The sequence below is a fragment of the Agaribacterium haliotis genome (assembly GCF_002312815.1).
Taxonomy (GTDB): Bacteria; Pseudomonadota; Gammaproteobacteria; order Pseudomonadales; family Cellvibrionaceae; genus Agaribacterium; species Agaribacterium haliotis.
This window is the reverse complement of the sequence record NZ_NKQJ01000005.1, coordinates 96835-115731: the sequence shown is the minus strand read 5'-3', so window position 1 is coordinate 115731 and position 18897 is coordinate 96835. Positions and strand designations below refer to the sequence as shown.

General features: G+C 50.9%; 14 protein-coding genes and 1 tRNA gene. 4 read left to right on the top strand and 11 right to left on the bottom strand.

The window, feature by feature from the left end; translation table 11 throughout:
- The first annotated feature begins 138 nt into the window (after positions 1-138).
- From CFK45_RS07640 to murI, 3 genes are all read left to right on the top strand, one after another.
- Positions 139-825, top strand: a complete 687-nt coding sequence (locus tag CFK45_RS07640; RefSeq protein ID WP_096085849.1) for a Bax inhibitor-1/YccA family protein — start codon at positions 139-141, stop codon at positions 823-825.
- Between the two features lie 80 nt (positions 826-905).
- Positions 906-2006, top strand: coding sequence for a tRNA (uridine(54)-C5)-methyltransferase TrmA (gene trmA / locus CFK45_RS07635; protein ID WP_096085848.1), 1101 nt, complete (start codon positions 906-908; stop codon positions 2004-2006).
- A gap of 26 nt (positions 2007-2032) precedes the next feature.
- Positions 2033-2833: a glutamate racemase gene (murI, locus tag CFK45_RS07630; protein ID WP_096085847.1), complete on the top strand. Its 801-nt coding sequence runs from the start codon at positions 2033-2035 to the stop codon at positions 2831-2833.
- A gap of 123 nt (positions 2834-2956) precedes the next feature.
- Here murI and CFK45_RS07625 read toward each other — a convergent pair whose 3' ends face one another.
- The 11 genes from CFK45_RS07625 to CFK45_RS07575 all read right to left on the bottom strand — a co-directional run bounded on the left by CFK45_RS07625 (position 2957) and on the right by CFK45_RS07575 (position 17736).
- Positions 2957-4825 (bottom strand): SurA N-terminal domain-containing protein, encoded by a 1869-nt coding sequence (locus CFK45_RS07625; RefSeq protein ID WP_096085846.1) that lies wholly within the window; start codon positions 4823-4825, stop codon positions 2957-2959.
- Between the two features lie 128 nt (positions 4826-4953).
- Positions 4954-5226: an HU family DNA-binding protein gene (locus tag CFK45_RS07620; protein ID WP_096085845.1), complete on the bottom strand. Its 273-nt coding sequence runs from the start codon at positions 5224-5226 to the stop codon at positions 4954-4956.
- 232 nt (positions 5227-5458) lie between these two features.
- Positions 5459-7870: an endopeptidase La gene (gene lon / locus CFK45_RS07615; RefSeq protein ID WP_096085844.1), complete on the bottom strand. Its 2412-nt coding sequence runs from the start codon at positions 7868-7870 to the stop codon at positions 5459-5461.
- Between the two features lie 71 nt (positions 7871-7941).
- Positions 7942-9228, bottom strand: coding sequence for an ATP-dependent Clp protease ATP-binding subunit ClpX (clpX, locus tag CFK45_RS07610; protein ID WP_096085843.1), 1287 nt, complete (start codon positions 9226-9228; stop codon positions 7942-7944).
- 80 nt (positions 9229-9308) lie between these two features.
- On the bottom strand, positions 9309-9947 hold the full coding sequence (gene clpP, locus CFK45_RS07605) for an ATP-dependent Clp endopeptidase proteolytic subunit ClpP (RefSeq protein ID WP_096085842.1): 639 nt from the start codon (positions 9945-9947) through the stop codon (positions 9309-9311).
- Between the two features lie 239 nt (positions 9948-10186).
- Positions 10187-11497, bottom strand: coding sequence for a trigger factor (gene tig, locus CFK45_RS07600; protein ID WP_096085841.1), 1311 nt, complete (start codon positions 11495-11497; stop codon positions 10187-10189).
- 57 nt (positions 11498-11554) lie between these two features.
- A tRNA-Leu gene (locus tag CFK45_RS07595) sits at positions 11555-11639 on the bottom strand.
- A 174-nt stretch (positions 11640-11813) separates the two neighbouring features.
- Positions 11814-12992, bottom strand: coding sequence for an acetyl-CoA C-acyltransferase FadA (gene fadA, locus CFK45_RS07590; protein WP_096085840.1), 1179 nt, complete (start codon positions 12990-12992; stop codon positions 11814-11816).
- Positions 12992-15154, bottom strand: coding sequence for a fatty acid oxidation complex subunit alpha FadB (fadB, locus tag CFK45_RS07585; protein ID WP_096085839.1), 2163 nt, complete (start codon positions 15152-15154; stop codon positions 12992-12994). The genes fadA and fadB overlap by 1 nt, the downstream gene beginning before the upstream one ends.
- Before the next feature lie 145 nt (positions 15155-15299).
- On the bottom strand, positions 15300-15881 hold the full coding sequence (locus tag CFK45_RS07580) for a helix-turn-helix domain-containing protein (protein WP_096085838.1): 582 nt from the start codon (positions 15879-15881) through the stop codon (positions 15300-15302).
- A gap of 1 nt (position 15882) precedes the next feature.
- A complete protein-coding gene (locus tag CFK45_RS07575; protein ID WP_096085837.1) occupies positions 15883-17736 on the bottom strand; it encodes a beta-ketoacyl synthase in 1854 nt (617 codons plus the stop codon).
- Positions 17737-17859: 123 nt separating this feature from the next.
- On the opposite strand from CFK45_RS07575, the gene CFK45_RS07570 reads away from it, so the two are divergent.
- The gene (locus CFK45_RS07570) at positions 17860-18876 is read left to right on the top strand and encodes a GlxA family transcriptional regulator (RefSeq protein ID WP_096085836.1); all 1017 of its coding nucleotides are present in this window, start codon (positions 17860-17862) and stop codon (positions 18874-18876) included.
- Positions 18877-18897 lie beyond the last annotated feature (21 nt).

The following is an 18897-nucleotide window of genomic DNA, read 5'->3' as shown; positions in this document are numbered from 1 at the left end:
AATAACCTTTAGCTATCATTTTCATGCGCACTAATGCCGATAAAGCATATTAACCTCACGAAGATCGTGGTCTAGAGCGATTGAAAAGGCCCGCTAAGTGAGTATCATTGACCTAGGACTAACTTAGAGGAATTATCCATGCAAGACGTCACTGGTTACTCTCAATCGAGCACCCGCCCTGTTGAGGTTACTAAAGTACTTCGTAACACTTACACCCTACTCGCGCTTACGCTGGCGACCAGTGCCATCGCGGCCGGCGTATCTTTAGCCGCTGGCGTGGGTCACGGCATGGGCATGGTCTTCTCCCTGATTGCGCTCGGCCTTATCTGGTTTGTACTGCCAAGAACCGCACGCTCCAGCGCTGGCATTGCCGTAGTTTTTGCCTTCACCACCTGCCTGGGCGCAGGCCTTGGGCCGGTCTTGGGCCATTACCTTGCAGCCTACTCCAACGGCTCTGCGCTGATTATGCAGTCTCTGGGCCTAACCGCGATTGTCTTTTTTGGCCTCTCCGGTTATGTATTAACGACCGGTAAAGATTTCAGCTTTATGGGTGGCTTTTTAATGGCCGGCCTGATTGTTGCCATTGTCGCCTCGCTCGGCGCGTTTATCGCAAGCCTTTTTGGTGTGGCGATTTCCGGCGTATTTTTAGCGATCAGCGTTATGGTTGCGCTGCTGATGGCCGGCTTTATTTTGTACGACACCAGTCGTATCGTGAACGGCGGCGAAACCAACTACATTATGGCCACCACCGCTCTTTACCTGGACATTTACAACTTGTTCACCAGCTTGCTGCACATCCTCGGCGCATTTAGTGGCGATGACTAATATTGCTTAGCAAGCTTGGCTAATGCTAACTAAAGGCGCGATTGCTATAATCGCGCCTTTGTTTTATCTGAGCTCCGTTAATGCGCAACCTCCCTCCCGGCAAAGCCGCCCCCGATTTATACGAACAGCAATTTGCAACCAAGCTTGACGCCTGCCGCCAGGAATTCGCGGATTTCTACAGCGCCGAGTTTGACGCTTACCGTTCTGACTGCAAACACTATCGCATGCGCGCTGAATTTCGTATTTGGCACAATGACAGCGGCGCCCACTACGTTATGTTTGAACCGGGGCAAAATAAGCAGCCGATCATTATCAATGACTTTGATATCGCATCTGAAACCATTTACAAAACGATGCAGCCCCTACTCAGCCACATCAATCAGCATGCAGAATTAAACAAGCGCCTATTCCAAATTGAATTTTTAAGCAGCCTCAAAGGTGAGTTGCTCGTCAGCCTTATCTACCACCGAGCACTTGGCGACGACTGGCTCAACTTAGCCAGAGAACTAGAAAGCACATTTAATCTTCGGGTAATCGGCCGATCGCGCAAACAAAAAGTCGTTGTCAGCCAAGACTGGATAAGCGAAACACTCAACCTGGATTGCGGCACCTTTGTCTACCAGCAAGTTGAAACGGGCTTCACCCAGCCCAACGCCGGCGTTAACCAGCACATGTTAAATTGGGCGGTTAAACACAGCAGCAGCGTTGGCGGTGATCTGCTCGAGCTCTACTGCGGCAATGCCAATTTTACCATTCCACTTTCTACAAATTTTGACAAGGTACTCGCCACCGAACTTGCCAAAATATCAACGCGCTCAGCCCTTCACAATATCGCTGAAAATCAGCGCAATAACATTCAACTTGCCCGCTTGTCTGCCGAAGAAGCTACTGAGGCGCTCACCGGGGTGCGCGAATTTCGCAGGCTCAAAGAGATTGATCTCAACAGCTACAACTTCTCTACGATTTTTGTCGACCCTCCGCGAGCCGGTATTGACGATGACACCCTCGCGTTTATGAGCCGCTTTAATAATATTATTTACATTAGCTGCAACCCGGTGACCCTGCGTGCAAACCTCGGCAAACTTGACGCCAGCCATGTCGTCGAACGCATGGCGCTGTTTGATCAGTTCCCTTATACCGAGCACCGCGAGTGCGGCGCAATATTAAAAAAACGCAACTGAGAAACATATAGCGATAGTTGAGCCACATGAGCAAGCCTTTACGTATTGCAATCTACGACTCCGGCGCAGGAGGCTTGTCGATCGCCAAAGAGTTAAAACAGCGCAAACACAATTGCACGTTAATTTATTTGGCCGACAAAGCACTGTTTCCCTATGGCTCTCAAAGCGACGAGCGCTTAATTCATCGCGCGACGCAGTTAATGCAAAAGCTGCACAACCACTATCAACCCGATGCCGTTATCATCGCTTGTAACACTGCCAGCACGCTTTTACTTCCTCACCTAAGAGAGCGCTGGCACACACCTTTTATTGGCGTTGTCCCAGCGATCAAACCAGCCGCGGCGGCAAGCAAAAACAAGAGCATCGCCATACTGGCCACCGAGGCGACCGTTCAGCGCGACTACGTGCAACAACTTATTCATGATTTTGCCAAGGGCCAACATATTAAAATGCATGCGTGCCCGGAACTTGTCGATATGGCTGAAGACTATATTCAGCGCGGCCAGTTTTGCCAAAACCGCCTTGGCAAACGCATCGAGGAAATATGTAAAGAAGAGCCCGCGCCAGATCATCTTGTTCTCGCCTGCACTCACTTTCCTATCTTAAAAAGTGAAATTACATCGATCGCAAACAAACACGGAGCAACCGTAATCGATTCAAGCAAAGCCATCATTAACCGCCTCGAAAAAATCTTGCCCGGGCTCGCGCTAGCTCCCCCGCCAGACCAAAAAATCGTTTTGATAAATACCGGCAATGACAAGCTTCAACATTACGCAAGTTATTTAAATAGCGATGACAACACTTGCAGATATGAAACTGATTTTTAAATCAGCTCTCACAAGTAAAAAATCTGACCCGAGTTATTCCCACTAAGTAACAGACATAAAAAAGGCCGGCATTAAGCCGGCCTTTTGGGTCAAAACAACAAGCGCATAGCTGCGCGCTTGAGCTTAGTTCAGTTTAATATCAGCCAGTGCAACCACTTCTGCTTCAAATGCACCGCCATCTTGATTAGCGTAAGCTCGACCAAGCTGAGCAAAAAACGCATCTCTCTCACCTTCGAGCATGTCGGCTTCACTGCCGTCTTCTACCGAGCTTAAAGCAAGCAATAACATATCGCCATTGGCCAGCTTGTGTTGCACATAAGTTACTTGCCCAGATTCAGGCACAGCGCTTGTAAAAGCAGTGGCGATCACCTCGCGGTTCACATCGGCTTGATCACGCTTGACTGCAGCGTAGCTGTTATAAACATAGCCTTTTTCTTCGCTTAGCTGCTGTGCATCCGCACCGGCCTCAATAGAAGCCTGTAATTCGGCAGCCAAAGCCGCAAGCTGTTCGGATTGAAGCTGTTCACTTACTCGAGCGGCAACAAGCGCTTTTACCTCATCAAGCGTTTTAATATAACTAGGCTTGTGTTCTTTAATGCGTAAAACAACGGAGCGCTCAGGGCCGAGCTCTAACAGTTTACTGTTGTGGCCATTAGTTAAGACCTCTGGATCAAAAGCTTCGTTGCGCACCTCGGCCAACTCTGCAATACCCGAACCACTATTTCGATCAAAATAGCTGGTGAGCTGCACTGGTAACGCAAGCTCAGCCGAGGCCGCGCTTAAATCGTCAGATGAAAACGTTAGCTCACTCAAGCTTTCAGCTTGAAGCGCATAATCTTCCGCAGCCTGAACTTTGGCGATCTCGGCACTGATGGCCATTTTGCGGGCATCAAAGCTTGGCACTTCTTGCTTGCTAACAACCAGAGCCTTTATAAAATGAACGCCCGCCTCGGTTTCAACGGCGCCACTGACCTGCCCCTGCTCTAACTGATAAGCAGCCTGCTCAAATGCCTCGGGGAACATTCCCGGCGACAACACGCCAAGCGCACCGCCATCCATGTTTGTCGCGATGTCATCGGAGTACTGCTCCGCCAGCGCGGCAAATTCTTCGCCGGCATCGAGTTTGCTCTGCACTTCCTGCACCGTCGCGGCATCGCCGTCCTCGATAAGAATGTGCGCTAACTCATAACTATCCTTGCCGCTGAAATTTGCGACTTCCGCGTCGTATTGCTGGCGGATGTCTTCTTCAGCAACGTCGATGGTGGCCGCAATGGCATCAACGCTTAATTCCAGGTATTCCACCTGAACCTTCTCGGCAACGCGAAAGCTCTCTTTATTCTGCTCGTAATAATCAAGCAAGGCCTGCTCACTTGGCTCAATGCTTTGCTCTAGCTTAGATGCCGGAATTTCAACCGCAACAAATGAGCGCTTTTGGTGGGTCAATTTGACCAACTGTAAAAGTTCGAGCTCTGTTGCAAATGAAGACGCAGCAAGCCCCGCTGCCTGCTGATTAATCAACATATCCGCTGAGACTTCCTCACGGTAAGACGATGGGGTAAAGCCAGCTTGTGCCAACATATTGCGAAAAACTGATTGACTGAAAGCGCCGTCGATCTGAAATTCTGGTGCCTGAGTGATCGATGAAGAATAAACCCGATCTGAAATTGCCATGCCGCTTTTCTCGGCGTTGGTCACCAGGGCCATGCGGGTTGTCAAGTTATTTAGCACAGGATCGCGCAGGCGCTCTTCACTCAACAGCGGTGATGATGCATCAATATTACCTTGTCGCATCATGCGATCGCGCTGCATACGAATCGCTCGCTGCAAATCGATGTTGCTAATCGCCTGACCATTTACACTGGCCGCATCATTGCCGGCAACCGAACCAAGATAGCCCTGGCCAACACCGGTCAGCACCATAGGGACAACAAAGACTAAAATGACAACAACCGCAAGTGTGCCTTTTAGGTTCTGGCGTACACTTTCTAACATGGGAACCTCATAGTGATTAAATGACAAAGGCGCATCTAATGCGCCTTTGTCGTGTTGAGCCGAAATGACCCAATATTTATTCTGAAATCAGCGATACTCGTTCACTGGCACGATATCGCCAAAAACGCTTAGTTAACAGCGTCTTTCAGGGCTTTACCTGGCTTAAAGCTAGGAATTTTAGCCGCAGCAATTTCGATTGGCGCACCAGTTTGTGGATTGCGACCAGTGCGAGCTGCACGCTCTTTAACTAGGAAAGTACCGAAACCAACCAGAGCAACTTGATCATCTTCTTTAAGCGCGTTAGTGATTGAGTCTGTCACAGCGTCAAGAGCGCGACCGGCTGCGGCTTTAGAAATGTCAGCAGATGCTGCAATGGCTTCGATTAATTCTGATTTGTTCACAATGAACCCCTCTTATTATCTTTAAGAACTGAAAAAAAGCTGCTCGCCCCTGAGCGAGCTTCCCAGGTCATGTTTGCTACCCTGATGTTCGGCAAAGCGTTCCCGCCCCAAGACCTTAATATGCGTGCGAAACGAAGGACGATTTATACCAAGCAGCCCAGTACCGGTCAAGCGAGAATTCGCCCTAGCCCAGGCTTTTTAAGGCCTGAGCGCGAAATCCAAGCCTGCGTCACTAGTGGGTGCTTATTCTTTGATCAGCGCCCAGCTCTTTTGCTTGCTGCTCGAGCTGCTCGTACTCTTCGTCGCTAAATGGCTTGGGCATATATTGCAGCGCAACTTCAAGCACGTCGTCTATCCACGTCACAGCTTTTATATCGAGATCCTCTTTTATGTTATCCGGTATCTCTCTTAGGTCGCGCTCATTGTCAGCAGGTATCAACACCGTCTTAATGCCACCGCGATGTGCTGCCAGCAACTTTTCTTTTAAACCGCCAATTTTAAGAACCTCACCGCGCAGTGTAATTTCACCGGTCATGGCCACATCTGCGCGCACCGGAATATTGGTAAATACCGAAACCAAAGCGGTGCACATCGCAATACCTGCGGACGGGCCATCTTTAGGTGTCGCGCCTTCGGGCACGTGAATATGAAGATCTTTGTTTTCATGAAAATTTGGCTTAATCCCAAGCACTTGTGCTCGTGAACGAACCACCGTCATCGCCGCCTGTATGCTTTCTTGCATAACATCGCCGAGCGAACCGGTTTTCACAAGGCGCCCTTTACCTGTCACAGCAGATGCCTCGATCGTTAGCAACTCACCACCGACTTGCGTCCATGCCAAACCCGTTACCTGCCCCACCTGATTTTCTTCTTCGGCACGGCCAAAATCAAATTTGCGTACACCGAGATAATCTTCAAGAGCTGACGCTTGCACCTCGATCGTCGCGCTGGCTTTATTCATTACATTTTTGGTAACGACTTTTCGGGCCAGCTTGGCAACTTCCCGATCAAGGCCACGTACACCGGCCTCTTTAGTGTAATAACGAATAACATCTCGAATAACATCATCACCGACCTTAATCTCGTCTGCCCGCAAACCATTATTTTTAATTTGCTTCGGCACCAGGTAACGACTGGCGATATTTACTTTTTCATCTTCGGTGTAACCGGGAATACGAATAACTTCCATGCGATCCAACAACGGCCCAGGAATATTCATAGAGTTTGAGGTACACACAAACATGACGTCGCTTAGGTCGTAATCAACCTCAAGATAGTGATCGTTAAACGAGCTGTTTTGCTCAGGATCTAAGACTTCAAGCAATGCACTGGCCGGATCACCGCGGTGATCCATGCCCATCTTGTCAATTTCATCAAGCAAAAACAGTGGGTTCTTAACGCCAACTTTGCACATTTTCTGTACTAATTTGCCCGGCATTGAACCTATGTAGGTTCGCCGATGACCGCGAATTTCCGCCTCATCTCGAACGCCGCCAAGTGCCATGCGCACAAACTGCCTGTTGGTTGCGCGGGCGATGGACTCGCCCAGAGATGTTTTGCCCACACCCGGAGGGCCAACAAGGCACAAGATTGGGCCTTTTACTTTTTTAACACGCTTTTGCACCGCAAGATATTCCATGATGCGCTCTTTGACCTCGTCGAGACCGTAGTGGTCTTTCTCGAGTATGCGCTCGGCGCGACTAAGGTCGTGCATCACACGACTGCGCTTTTTCCATGGAATGGTGACCATCCAATCTATGTACGCGCGCACAACCGAAGCTTCGGCCGACATGGGCGACATCATTTTTAGTTTGTTGAGCTCGGCATTGGCTTTTTCTTCTGCCTCTTTAGGCATGCCGGCTGCACTAATTTTATTAGCCAGCTCATCGAGCTCGTTCGCCTCGACCCCAATTTCACCTAGCTCTTTCTGAATGGCCTTCATTTGCTCGTTCAGATAGTACTCGCGCTGACTTCGCTCCATCTGCTTTTTCACGCGACCGCGAATTTTCTTTTCAACACGGTGCAGGTCCGCCTCGGCTTCGAGCAAAGCGATTAAATGCTCTAGGCGCTCGTGATCATCGATAAGCTCGAGCAAACTTTGTTTTTGTTTCAGTTCCAGCGACATTTGTGCGGCAACCGTATCAGCAAGCCGGCCAGGCTCATCGATGCCGGTGATGGAGCTGAGCACTTCGGCCGGCACTTTTTTACTGGTGTTTACGTAGTTTTCGAAACAGGTCATCAGCGAGCGCATCAGCGCATCGGCTTCTCGATCGTCGGCGCTGGTACTTTCAAAGGCTTCAAAGTCGGCGACAAAATAACTTTCTTCATCGCGAATTTCATTGATGCGCGCGCGCGCCTTGCCCTCAACCAATACTTTAATTGTACCGTCGGGAAGTTTTAACAACTGCAACACCGAAGCCACAGTGCCGAAAGGAAACAGATCATCGGCGCCGGGCTCATCCACCGAGGCGTTTTTTTGCGCAACCAAAATAACTTGTTTATCTTCGAGCATTGCCTGCTCAAGCGCTTGAATCGATTTCTCCCTGCCGACAAAAAGCGGGATAACCATGTGCGGATATACAACAACATCGCGCAGCGGCAACAACGGTAAAGTGGTATCTTGACTGAGGCTAGTATCGGTCATAACAAACTCTTAATTTGCTTCAATGGTCTGGCTGCAGGCAGCCAAACGAAAACGGCGCCGAGGCGCCGCTATTATTCTTCTGGCAAGGCTTTGGGGGTATCGACACTTTCATACACCAACAGTGGCGACGACTCACCTTTAATTACCGCTTCGTCAACAACTACCTTGGCGACGTTGTCCTGGGACGGAAGATCGTACATCGTGTCGAGCAAAACGTTTTCCATAATGGAGCGTAGACCACGAGCACCGGTTTTTCGCTCCATTGATTTTTGCGCAACAGCCGCAAGTGCCTCGTCGCGAAAATCAACTTCGACACCCTCCATTTCAAACAGCTTGCCATATTGCTTAACAAGCGAGTTTTTCGGCTCTTTAAGTATGCGTACAAGCGCGGCTTCATCGAGCTCATCCAGGGTTGCAATCACTGGCAGACGGCCAACAAATTCCGGAATCAAACCAAAACGAATCAAGTCTTCAGGCTCAAGCTCACGCAGGGTTTCACCAACATTTTTGCTGTTGTCTTTGCTCTTAACTTCGGCGCTGAAACCAATACCGCCCTTCTCAGAGCGATCGCGAATAATCTTATCGAGGCCGGCAAATGCGCCGCCGCAAATAAACAGAATATTCGAGGTATCAACCTGCAAAAACTCTTGCTGAGGATGCTTGCGCCCGCCCTGTGGCGGCACAGACGCGACAGTACCTTCGATCAATTTGAGCAGGGCCTGCTGCACACCCTCACCACTGACATCGCGGGTAATAGACGGGTTGTCAGATTTGCGGCTGATTTTGTCTATCTCATCAATGTAAACGATGCCCTGCTGAGCCTTGTCTACGTCGTAATCGCACTTTTGCAAAAGTTTTTGAATGATGTTTTCAACATCTTCGCCAACATAGCCCGCCTCGGTCAGCGTTGTCGCATCGGCAACTGTAAACGGAACATTAAGCATGCGAGCAAGCGTTTGCGCCAATAACGTCTTACCACTACCGGTAGGCCCCACTAATAAGATATTACTCTTACCGAGCTCGATCTCAGCCTTGCTGCCTTTGTCGCCAAGACGCAGACGTTTATAGTGGTTATACACTGCCACAGATAGTACTTTTTTGGCCTTTCCCTGACCGATAACATATTCGTCAAGCTTGGCCGATATTTCTTGCGGTGTCGGTAACGCATCACTACCAGACTCAGTATTCGACTCCTGAATTTCCTCGCGAATAATGTCATTACACAAATCGACACATTCGTCACAGATAAATACCGAGGGGCCCGCAATAAGCTTGCGAACTTCGTGTTGGCTTTTCCCGCAGAAAGAGCAATACAGCAGCTTGCCGTTGTCGTCGTTTCCGCCTTTTTGGTCGGACATTGACCTTCTCCAATCTTTTACTACAGCTAAGCACGTTGGGGCACGCACTTAGGTTTTCAAGTCTTGCGCCTTTAATGCAGTTATTTAGCAACCGCTCGCGCATCTAATACTTCATCAATGAGGCCAAAATCAAGTGATTCTTGTGCACTCATAAAGTTGTCACGCTCGGTGGCCTCAGCCACCTCTTCAACACTGCGACCGGTATTTTCAGCCATCAGCTCATTTAAACGCTGGCGAATTTTGAGTATTTCCTGAGCGTGAATATGTATGTCAGTCGCCTGCCCTTGAGCCCCGCCACTTGGCTGGTGAATCATGGTGCGTGCATTTGGCAAGCAGTAGCGTTTACCCTTTGCGCCAGCCGTTAGTAAAAAAGCACCCATCGAACAGGCCTGGCCGATACACATGGTACTGACATCGGGCTTGATAAACTGCATGGTGTCGTGAATAGACATACCCGCTGTCACACTGCCACCGGGTGAATTGATATAAAGATGTATATCTTTATCGGGGTTTTCAGCTTCGAGAAATAGCAGCTGGGCCACAACCAAATTGGCCATATGATCTTCGACGGGGCCCACCAGAAAGATAACGCGCTCTTTTAACAGGCGAGAATATATGTCGTAAGACCGCTCCCCTCTTGCAGTTTGCTCAACAACGATCGGCACCAAAGAATCGTTGACTTCCAAGCTGTTTGTACCTGTCCAGATATTATTTGTCATGAAGCGATATCACCTTAAAAGACGGAGTTCTGAAAACAAATGCGGGCAAAAATACACACTTAGATTAGCCCATCAAAGTTCATTTTACCTATTTCAAGCCAAGTTTCACGGCCTACGACATAAAAATGACGAAGACGGTATGCAATGCAAACAATGCGCACAGAAAACAAGCAAATGCGCCCATATAAAACAAAAAAAGCCGGCTTAGCCGGCTTTTTTATCATCAAATAGAAGTTNGCTTACTTTTCAGCAGGCTTGATGGCCTCTTCGTAACTAACTTTTTCATCTTTAACTTGAGCCTTTTCAAGCAGTGCATCCACGACTTGATCCTCAAGCGCTGCCGCCTCAACACTGGCCAGGAGCTGCTCGTTTGAGTAGTAGTAATTTACAACTTCCTCAGGGCTCTCGTAGGTTGATGCCGTCTCTTCGATGATTTCACGAACTTTATCCTTGTCAGCCTCAAGCTTTTCAGCCTTAACAAACTCGGAAATGATCAGGCCAAGCGCCGTGCGACGCTCCGCCTGCTCTTTAAACATTTCATCTGGCAACAAAGATTGCACGTCAATTTTGTCGGCAATCGCGCCATACTGCTGCATGGTTTGACCACGCAGCGCATTAATTTCACCTTGAACAAGCGCTTTAGGCAACTCAACCTTATTCGCCTCGATCAGTGCATCCATAACCTGCTCTTTGAGCTTGGCGCGCAGAGCACGTTTTTTCTCGCGCTCCATATTGCCCTTCACATCTTCGCGGAAGCTGGCCTCATCGCCATCACTTACGCCAAATTTTGCGAAAAACTCTTCATTCACCTCAGGCAAAATCTGAGCCTCAACCAGGCTAACACTTACATCAAAAACAACATCGGCGCCTTTGAGGCTATCGACGTGATAGTCTTCAGGAAACTTGAGCTCAAGTGTTTTTTCGTCACCCGCTTTGGCGCCGAGCAGACCATCTTCAAAACCGGGAATCATTGACTTAGAGCCGAGTATCAAAGACTGACCCTCCGCGGTGCCGCCATCAAAGGCTTCACCATCGCGTTTTCCAACGTAAGAGATTTTCACTCGGTTGCCATCTTCAGCGGCGGCATCAACCTCCTGCCATGCGCCCTGACTCTTGCGCAGAGTCTCAATCATGGTATCGATGTCGGCGTCTTCAATCTCAGCATCGAGGCGAGTGAACTCAGCCTGACTGAGGTCGGCAAGCTCAACTTCTGGATACACTTCAAAGGTTGCGACAAACTCAACGTCCTTGCCTTCTTCCAGCGCGTTAGGCTCAATATTTGGCTGGCCGGCAGGACGCAACTTCTCTTGAGTAACAGCTTCGTAGAACGATTTATTGATCGCATCACCAACAACCTCTTGGCGTACACCTTCGCCGTAGCGCTGTTTGACAACCTTCAAAGGCACTTTACCTTTGCGGAAGCCGTTGATACGCACGGTTTTGGTCGCCTGCTGAAGTCGTTTTTGAACTTCGCTGTCAATGGTTTCAGCCGGGATGCCAACCGTCAGACGGCGTTCCAATCCAGTGGTTGTTTCAACAGAAACTTGCATGATAGTCCTCGCGCTAACTCAAAGTCGGGGAGTTTGAAAAAAAGAATAATAAATAAATGGTGCGGTCGGAGAGACTTGAACTCTCACGCCTTGCGGCACTGGAACCTAAATCCAGCGCGTCTACCAATTCCGCCACGACCGCATTTATCTAATACCGTTTAGAGGTATTGCTGCTAAACCTTTGTTTTTTATCGCTTTATCCACGCCAAGCAATAGGTCTACCAGCGAAGGCGGGCCATTTTGCCACAAGCCCTCACCGGGTTCAACATAAACTGCAAAAAGATATATATGAATCGTTCGCGCTGCGTCGGCAGCGCTAAACCTGCTCAATCAAGGTGGCGATGCCCTGACCGAGGCCGATGCACATCGTCGCCAAGCCGAGCTCGTGTTGCTGATCGCGCATAATATTCAGCAAAGTGCCACTAATGCGCGCGCCAGAGCAGCCAAAAGCATGACCAAGAGCAATCGCACCACCGCGCAAATTGACTTTGTCATCAATGCTATCGAGCAGCTCCAAATCCTTAAGCACCGGCAAAGCTTGCGCAGCAAACGCCTCATTTAGCTCCACTGCCCCGATATCCGCCATACTCAAACCCTGATCTTGCAGCAACTGCTGACAAGCTGGCACCGGCCCATAACCCATAATTGAAGGGTCCACCCCAACAACCTTCATTGCCTTGATACGAGCGAGCGCAGTTAAACCGCGCGCTTTGGCATAGGCACCGGAACACAACAGCATCGCCGACGCCCCGTCTGTGATCTGCGATGAACTTCCAGCCGTAACGGTGCCACCTCGGGGGTTAAACACCGGCTTTAACTGAGACAAAGCTTCAAGTGTTGTGTCATCGCGAATGGTTTCGTCATGCTGCATTTGATAAGGCAAGCCGTTTTTATCGTGCGCGTTTATTGAAATAATTTCCCGGCTGAAGCCCCCAGTGTCGCGCGCGGCTGCGGCCAACTTATGGGAGCGCAGAGAAAACTCATCCATCTGCTCGCGATTTATACCGTGCAACAAAGCCAGATATTCAGCAGTAATGCCCATCGACCCGGCCGCCTTGGCCACCGACAAACCGAGCGCCGGGTTCACGTCAATGCCCTCGTCCATTGGCAAATGCCCCATATGCTCAACCCCACCAACCAGATAAGCCTGGCCGAGACCGGCGATAATGCTGGCCGCGGCCGTATGCATAGCCGCCATCGACGAGCCACATAGGCGGTTTACAGTTTGCGCAGGTACACTGTGAGGAATGCTCTGCGTGCGAAGCAACATATTGCGCGCAACATTAAAACCCTGTTCGCCACGCTGCATCACACAACCCCAGATCACGTCGTCAAGCTCAGCAGGGTCAAGCGCTTCATTGCGTTTTAAGAGCTGGTCGACCAGCGAAGCACTAAGCTCCTCGGCGCGGGTGAAACGAAAACTTCCATTTTTTGATCGCCCCATCGGGGTGCGGGCGAAATCGACGATCAACGCATCATTGTCTCGAATAGTCATTATTCAGCCTCCCCACCTAGTGCATAAAACTTCTGACCGTCTTCCAGGCGCCGCCGGGTTTGCTCGCTAACCTGATACAAGGCCCCCAGCGACTTATGGTTATCGAGCAGCTGTAAAAACGGCTCGCCTCCGAGTTGGTCCAGCCAGCGCAACAGCCCCCCTCTAAAAGGTGGAAAACCCAAACCGTAAATTAATGCCATATCAGCCTCACCCGCCGTGGCAACGATGCCTTCTTCGAGGCAGCGAAGCATTTCACAAGCCATTGGCAACATCATGCGCATCACAATCAGCTCGTCATCCAAATCGACCGGCTCGACACAGCCCCCCTTAATAAGCTCATAGGTCTCATCGAGCGGCACCTTCTTTGACTTGCCTTTACTGTCTTTTTCGTAAGCGTAAAAGCCGACGCCATTTTTCTGACCGAGGCGCCCTTCGCGATAAAGCAGCTCATGAGCGGCCGTAAAATCACGAGTCATTCGCTGCGGGTAGGCTTTGGCCATCACCGTCTCGGCGTGCACGCCGGTATCGAGACCGACAACATCCATTAAATACGCAGGCCCCATCGGCCAGCCCCAGCGCTCCATACACTTATCGATCTTTTGAAAATCCGCACCGTCGCGAAGCAACATCGAAAACGCGGCAAAATATGGGAACAGCACGCGGTTCACCAAAAAACCGGTGCAGTCGTTAACCACAACTACCTTTTTGCCCATCGCCAGAGCATAGGCCACAGTGCGCGCAACGGCTGCATCTGAACTGCGCTTGCCGCGGATAACCTCAACCAGCGGCATGCGATGTACCGGGTTAAAAAAATGCATACCGCAAAAATTCTCCGGCCGCTCAAGCCCCTCAGCAAGCAGCGATATCGGAATCGTCGAGGTGTTTGAGCACAGCACCGTATCGGCACTCACATGACGCTCGACTTCAGCGAGCACAGAACGCTTAAGTTCAAGATTTTCAACGACCGCCTCAACGACAATATCCACGCCGCCAAAGCCATCGTAACTAAGACTTGGGCTAATACGATTGAGCACCTCAGCCAATTCGTGATTGCTCATACGGCCGCGCTCAACCCGCGACGACAATAGCGAAGCGGCTTCATCCATGCCCTGCTTTAAACCTTCGGCGGCGATGTCTTTCATCAGGATAGGAATGCCCTTGTAGGCACTTTGGTAAGCAATACCCCCGCCCATAATACCGGCCCCCAACACTGCCGAGCACGCAAGCTTTGCCTCGGCGGAGGCGAGTGACTTGGCCTTTTTGCCCATCTGCTGATCTTCAAGAAACAAACCGACAAGTGCCTTGGCTACATCGCCCTGGGCCTGTTTGCAAAACTCATCACGCTCAAAGTTAAGGGCGTCGTCACGGCCAAATTTTGCAGCGTTTTGCATAACCTGGATCGCCGCTACCGGTGCCGGGTAATTTCTACCAGCCTGAGCCTTGATAAAAGCCTTAGAGCTTTCAAACGCCAAAATGGCTTCCATATCGACATGCCTAAGCGGCGCTTTTTTCTGATCGCGACGAGCCCGATAGTCGAGCTCACCCCTTGCAAGGCGCTTCAATACCGTCAGCGCCGAATCTACAAGCTCAGCCTCTTCGACCACGGCATCAACAACACCGTCGCGCATCGCTTTGTCTGCCGGCTGATCTTTGCCGCTGGCGATCCATTCCACCGCCACGTCGACACCGGCCAACCTCGGTAAGCGCACGGTACCGCCCCAGCCGGGAATAATGCCAAGCTTGGTTTCAGGCAAACCGATTTTTGCGCCGCGCGCCGCAATGCGATAGTCACAGGCCAAGCTAAATTCGCAGCCACCACCAAGCGCATAACCGTTGATCGCCACCACCGTTGGCATAGCAAGATCTTCAAGCCGATTAAAGCTGTGATTATTGTTTTCTAAGTGTTTGACGATTGCGCCCTGACCAAGTGCAAACACGCCGCCGAACTCGCCGATGTCAGCACCGACAACAAACGCGTCTTTTGCGCTGCTTATCAGCAGGCCTGCCGCGGCCTTATCTGCTTCGAGCACATCGAGCACCTCGGCGAGCTCAGCCATGACCGCCACGCCGAACTTATTAACACTCTGCCCGTCGAGGTCAAACACCAGATGGCGCAAACCGTGCTCAAGCTCTGTTAGCTCAAACGCCTTTCCTTTATACATAGACACCCCTTGTCTCCATCTCAAACACGTCACGGCCATTGCAGCCAACGCTTGTTTTATTATCAGAGTATGGATGAGAGCACAGAGAAATTACAGAGCTATAGCCTGCGACAAAAAGTAAACAAGCTCGTTAAAGCGGGAATCGTTAGTCCGCAAGGCTCACACTGACAACAACGCAGTTGGCCGAAGAAACGTTCTTAAAGCTGTGGGGGCGCTGGATCGAAAAGCAGAAGCCGTCCCCGGTGACAAGCCGGTATTCAACGCCCTCGAGCACCAATTCCAGCTCACCTTCGACAAGCAAACCTGCAACCGTGCCGCTGTAGACCATCCACTCAGAACTGACCTTTGCGCCGGGGCTGTAACTCTGACGAGCGAGATAATTGCCACTGCGACTGCCCTCAGCAAACGGCAAGATACGATAGTCCGTGCCGTCTTTGTGAATCTGCACCAGCTGCTCTTCTTTAAAAACAGGGGGACTGAGCTCAAGATCTTCGGAAAAAAACTCCTGCATCGACATAGGTACAGCAGCGAGAATTTTTTCAAGCGACGCAATCGATGGGCTAACCTTGCCCTGCTCGATATTTGACAACGTACCGTTGGTGACCCCGCCCCTTCGTGCCAGCTCCCGCTGACTCAGCCCGGCGCGCTCGCGAACAAAGCGCAAGCGCACGCCGATCTCATCCGACAACATAGGTGTTTCGTCACGGCTGTCGGATTCACCACTCATACTAAAAGCCCTCTAAACCTTCGCTATCTTTTAGGCTCACCGCCTTGGCAAAACCTGGAAAACGAATCTCTTCATCATTCAATGAAATACCGTTCTCATCAATCAAGTCATTGCCAAAGTTATAGCGCGGCTGCAATTGGCCTGCATCGGCGCCGGCCAGATAGCGATCGCGCTCAGCGACGACCAGCTCACGCTTGTGCTCGTATTCTTTAAGCTCGGCATTGCTGTAGTGGTGCTTCAGATAACCGTTAATTGCGTCGGGTGCAAAAACCGTAGCCGTCGCATTATTGCCGCCAAAACCTTTGCTGTTAAGGAACGCGATTTGACAAGCATCTTGACCGAGCTGCTGGTCTGTACTTGTGATACTAAGGCGGCTGGCAAACACATCATCCGCAACAGCATCAATGGTTTTGATACCGGGAACGATGCCGCGATTAAACACGCCGAGTGTAGCGGCGAGCTGATCGCCACTTGCCGGGCCCAGCGAGTGACCGACATAGGCCTTAACGGCGGCAACCGGCCAGCGCTCCATGCCAAACGCCTTGGCGACCTCATCAAAGATGCGCGACTCCGTCACCCGGTTTTGAGGTGTGCTGGAACCGTGCGCTTGCACAAAACTGCTGTTGCGGACTAACTCGTCTCCGAGCAAGGTTTTTGCAACACCAACCGCTTTTGCCATCGTCAGGTAATTGCCAGCTCCCGGCGCTGAAATAGACTTCTTAAAGCCGTCGGCGTTGACATAAACCCCCGGCACCGCGCCGTAGATCTGTGCGCCGAGCTCAATGGCCAGGTCATCGGCCATTAGCACAACGTACTGAGAAGACTCGGCGATGGTAAAACCGCAGTTCGCGCCAAACGGCCGGCTGGCGCGGCGATAATCGGGAACAGCTACGCCGTCCAGTTTGCGCAAGTCATCATCGGTTGCGAGCGCGCTCATGGCGGCAAAACCGTCGATGACTTCAGGCAAAATTGGCGCTTCAGCACAGCCCACAACGGCCACTTTGCGGCGCCCCCGGCGCAAATCTTCAACCGCCCAGCGCAAATTGTACAAAAAAGTGGCACAGGCACCGGTTACCGCGCCTGTTGCACCGAGGCTGCCTAAAACATAAGCATTGGTGAAATCCGCAGGCATCGAGGTAAAACCAAGGCTGAGCTGCTTAGAGCTCGAGCGCTGCCCGAGCACTCGCGCATTCATCATGCCGCCAACACCGGTATCGTCGAGCTGACACATAACACTGCTGCTGTAGACAGCGACATCGTCAGGGTCGACGGAATCTTGAATACGCTGCCAGTCAATGCCAACACTGTTGACAGCATCGGAGGCGCCAAGCACTGACATTTGCAGACCGCGCGGGTGATGGGTGGAGCGGTAATAATCGCCGGGCTTAAAACCGCTTGGCAACTGGCCAGCCGCTTTTACTTGCAAAGAATCGGTCACTGGAACCCGCACTTTAAGCGGCTCGGCTACCGTTATACGAAAGCGCTTGCCGCCTTCATCCATTGGCTCAACGTGCCAGTTTTCAGGCAGCTTCGCCGGCATTTGGCGCGCACTTAACTCAAACTGCGCACTGTTGTTGGCCGCGGTATTTTGCAGCTCAACATTCACCGCCAGGCGCGCCTGATCAGCGTCGAGCACATCGGCTTCAAGTTTGCGCACAAGCGTGCCGGCCAATACCTCAGCATCGGCGACATCAGCACTCAAGGCTCGCAAATTGCGCAGACTGTCGACAACCGCACGCTGATCTGCCTGGCCCAGACTTTCATAAATCATACGCTCGTAGGCTCGATGACCGGAGGCCCTGCCTGCAGCGTTATAACCGCCAAAACCAACAATTAGAGGGAGATAGCTGCGCATAACTCTATAAATAACCGTAATTACTGAATCAAGTCGCAATTCTACTGAGTTACTGTGTTAGATTTATAGGCATACCAGCCACAAGCAGTGGCGATCAAGCCAATCTAATCACGCACTTAAGCCATGCCCAAGCAACTCGACGTCGTATTCATCACCTGTGAGCATATGTTAACCACGTCGGTGTCACTGCCGATCGAATTACTGCGCGCAGCGGACGATATCTATCGAGCCTCTTCGCGTAAAAAAACCATGCAGAGCGCATTAAATATTCGTATTGCCTCCGGTGCAGAAAAGCGAAGTGATATCCACGCAGGAACAAGCCTGAATATCGCGTGCAATGCGCACTTAGAAGACATTAACCAAGCCAATATCGTTTTCTTACCCGCGCTGTGGCGAAACCCCTTCCCCATCGTCGCCAAACACAAGAAACTTACAAACTGGTTGACATTTATGTTTTCACGTGAAACCACGCGCATTGCAGGGGTGGGCACGGGTTGCTGCTTTATGGCTGAAGCGGGCTTATTAAACAATCGAGTTGCCACCACACACTGGCACTATTTTGATCAGTTTGAAAAGCGTTACCCCGAGGTGCTGCTGCAGCGAAAATATTTCATCACCCAAAGTGGCCGCCTGTATTGCACCGGCAGTGTGAACACACTCGCCGATCTGGTGGTCCATTTTATTGAACTTAATTACGGCCGCGAAATTTCAACCCAGGTACAACGACACTTTTTTCACGATATCCGCAAAAATTATCAACAGCTGGCCCTGCAAGATAACTCCAAAGCCCTGCTGACCGATGAGCTTATGCTCGATGCTCAGCGGGCCATCGCCAATAACCTGAGCCCGGGCCTAAATTTCGATGAACTTGCCTGCGAGCTCGGCATGAGCCGGCGCAGTTTTGACAGGCGCTTTCGCCAAAGTTTTGAACAAAGTCCGCTGCAATATTTGCAAAAGCTGCGCTTGGACAGCGCTCGCGAACTGCTAAAAAATAGCAATCTGAGTACAACCGAAGTCATGCACAGCGTCGGCTACTCGGACGCCAGCCATTTTAACAAACTCTTTAAGCAAATCGTCGGGCTTACACCGCGACAATATCGCACCACTGTACGCGCGAAACTCTTTTCAGAGAAGCCTTAAAACCAGCGATTGACGGCGATT